The sequence below is a fragment of the Mesorhizobium sp. M7A.F.Ca.MR.245.00.0.0 genome, assembly GCF_003997415.1.
Lineage (GTDB): Bacteria > Pseudomonadota > Alphaproteobacteria > Rhizobiales > Rhizobiaceae > Mesorhizobium.
The window spans coordinates 1-2,504 of sequence record NZ_RZTE01000089.1; the positions used below are offsets into that span (position 1 = coordinate 1).

Annotated in this window: 3 protein-coding genes and 1 tRNA gene; 3 read left to right on the forward strand and 1 reads right to left on the reverse strand. The window is 62.4% G+C overall.

Going from position 1 to position 2,504, the window contains the following annotated elements:
* Window positions 1-200: 200 nt before the first annotated feature.
* Both EOB80_RS34105 and EOB80_RS34110 read left to right on the forward strand, forming a co-directional pair.
* Window positions 201-884 carry a phosphoglycolate phosphatase gene (locus EOB80_RS34105; RefSeq protein WP_127332365.1) on the forward strand — a complete coding sequence of 228 codons (684 nt, stop codon included), beginning with the start codon at window positions 201-203 and terminating at the stop codon, window positions 882-884.
* A 140-nt stretch (window positions 885-1,024) separates the two neighbouring features.
* Window positions 1,025-1,099 (forward strand) — tRNA-Val (locus tag EOB80_RS34110).
* Between the two features lie 46 nt (window positions 1,100-1,145).
* Here the strand turns inward: EOB80_RS34110 and EOB80_RS34115 are convergent.
* The gene (locus EOB80_RS34115) at window positions 1,146-1,499 is read right to left on the reverse strand and encodes a hypothetical protein (RefSeq protein WP_127332367.1); all 354 of its coding nucleotides are present in this window, start codon (window positions 1,497-1,499) and stop codon (window positions 1,146-1,148) included.
* Window positions 1,500-2,150: 651 nt separating this feature from the next.
* Here EOB80_RS34115 and EOB80_RS34120 point away from each other — a divergent pair.
* Window positions 2,151-2,408: a PepSY domain-containing protein gene (locus EOB80_RS34120; protein ID WP_127332369.1), complete on the forward strand. Its 258-nt coding sequence runs from the start codon at window positions 2,151-2,153 to the stop codon at window positions 2,406-2,408.
* The last annotated feature ends 96 nt before the right edge of the window (window positions 2,409-2,504 follow it).

A 2,504-nucleotide genomic window follows, 5' to 3' on the forward strand; every position in this document is an offset into this window, starting at 1 on the left:
TTCTCCCCGTCACTATACGGGGAGAAGTGCCCGGCAGGGCGATGAGGGGCAGCGCCGGCTTCCACAATTGGTGGTCCCGCCACACGTTGAAACTGTCACCGGTCTGAAGCGATTGCCAAGCCGGCTTGCCCCCAGTCAGCTTGCCTTGACGCGCCGCAGCCGCTATCGCCTGCCCATTGCACACCTGCCCAGGACAGACCATGACCCGACCGATCATCGTGTTCGACCTCGACGGTACGCTGATCGACACAGCGCCGGACCTGCTCGACAGCCTGAACCACAGCCTGGCCGCCAGCGAGATCGCGGCGGTCGACGAAGCCGGCTTCAGGCGTTTCGTCGGCCACGGCGGCCGGGTGATGATCGAGCGGGCGCACGCCGCCCATCAGCGATCGCTTGCCGTCGAGGAGCACGACCGGCTGCTGAAACTTTTCCTCGACCACTACACGCTCAACATCCCCGGCAAGTCGCGCCCCTATCCCGGCGTCATCGAAGCGATAGCTCGCTTCGAGAAGGCCGGCTATATCCTCGCCATCTGCACCAACAAATACGAAGCCAACTCGCTGGCGCTGATCGAGGCGCTCGGCCTGATCAAACATTTCGCGGCCATCGCCGGCCAGGACACGTTCGCCTTCCGCAAGCCCGACCCGCGCCATCTGATCGAGACCATCAAGCTGGCCGGCGGCGACCCGCACCGCGCGCTGATGGTCGGCGATTCGCAAACCGATATCGACACGGCAAAAGCCGCCGGCATCCCCGTGGTGGCGGTCGATTTCGGCTACACCGACCGCCATGTCCGCGAATTCGAACCCTCGGCGGTGATTTCGCATTTCGATGCGCTGACGCTCGATCTTGCGCAAAGGCTGATCGCCGCTGCGGGAAACTGACCGGAAGGCGGCCGGCGCCGCGTCGCAGACAGGGCTGTGAGGGCAGCAAATCCGATCCTCGTCGGAACGCCGAACAGCGCCTTGACTTACCGCACCCGCCTCCCTTATATCGCGGCTCGCTTGGCCTTCGGGCAACGAGCGGGCGATTAGCTCAGCGGGAGAGCACACCCTTCACACGGGTGGGGTCGCAGGTTCAATCCCTGCATCGCCCACCAAAATCCTTACGGAAGTCGGCGATGTCTGGAGATGCACGAGCCGCGATCAGCGCTTCATCGCGTGCAGGATGGCCTGCATGTGCTCTTCCAGGTCGAGTTCACCCCGGGCCTCAGCGGTCAACAGGTAATCGGCCTTGGCCCGGCGGTCGCCTCGGCTGATCGCCGGATAGGAGCAGATGGCCAGCAAGGCTTCCTGTTCAATCCGGTCTGCCGTCTTGCGTTCGTGGCTGCTGCTGCCCGCTTGATGAACAACCCTGTGAAGCTCGACATAGCTGGCTTCATGGGCTCCGATCAGCGCCCGCAATTCGGGCGAAGCCCCTTCCGCTTCGGCAAATTTCGGTTCAATGGCCGAGGCCACGGCGGTGAACGCAAGAAGTGTACGGCGGGTGATTTCGGGCATGCCTCATATCCCTGCTGTCTGATCATGCAGGCACACCATAGCACCGGCGCAACGGTTCGAAGAGATGCTCCGGGGCACGACCGCACTGTCTGCTGACAAAATATATTCGCTTCCGCAGCCCCCGCCCAGCGGCGAGTGTGTCCTTAAGTCGCAATGATTGGCTTCCGAAAAGCAGGGTTTCGGGCTTCATTGACGCTGCGACCGACACCATATGGTGACCTACAGCCCTCCAAAACGAGAGAAGCTCGCTTTGACGCGGTCGCACAGCGGCCGTCAGCCGGCAATGGCTATGAACCAGGAACCTGAAAAACCATGCCAGAAAATGTCAGACTCATTCAGCTAGGCGTCTATCAGTGCCGCTTCCCGGTAAGCGAAGACCGGTCGGTACCCGGCGGTTATCGTTTTTGTGCCGGGCCAACTTCGGCAGATCGCGTCTATTGCGATCACCACCACAGCATCGTGACCGCCGTCGACCCTCGCCGAACCCGTTCAGGTCTCCACCCCGCTCAACGACGCGCCGCCTAAGTCAAGCGGGCGGCGGCCCCTCATTCGGGCAGCTGCAAACCGGTGGACTGAATCGGCACGCATTCCGGCTGCGGAACAAACCGGCACGCCAGCGAGTTTCTGTCCGACGAAACTTGAGGGAAAGCCATGTCCAGATTGCTTCTGGCGACCAGCGTCGCCGTTCTTCTCGCCGGCGGGCCAGCTTTGGCGGCGGACGACAAGCCGCTGCCGCCGCCCAATGCCAAGAAGCTGTCGGAGATCATCGCCAAGGTCGAGCAGCGCGACGGCTTTCGCTATGTGGACGAGGTCGACTGGGACAGCGGCGCCTACACCGTCACCTATTACACGGCGGACAAGGCAAAGGTTGAAATCACCTACGATCCTGTGACGGCGGAGCCGAAATAGGGTTCGTCGTATCAAATTAGCCAGCCCTTCCCGGCGCTGGCGCTGCCCCTCACCTGCCTGCCGGTGTCCAGCCGATAGATGGGTAACAGTTTGAAC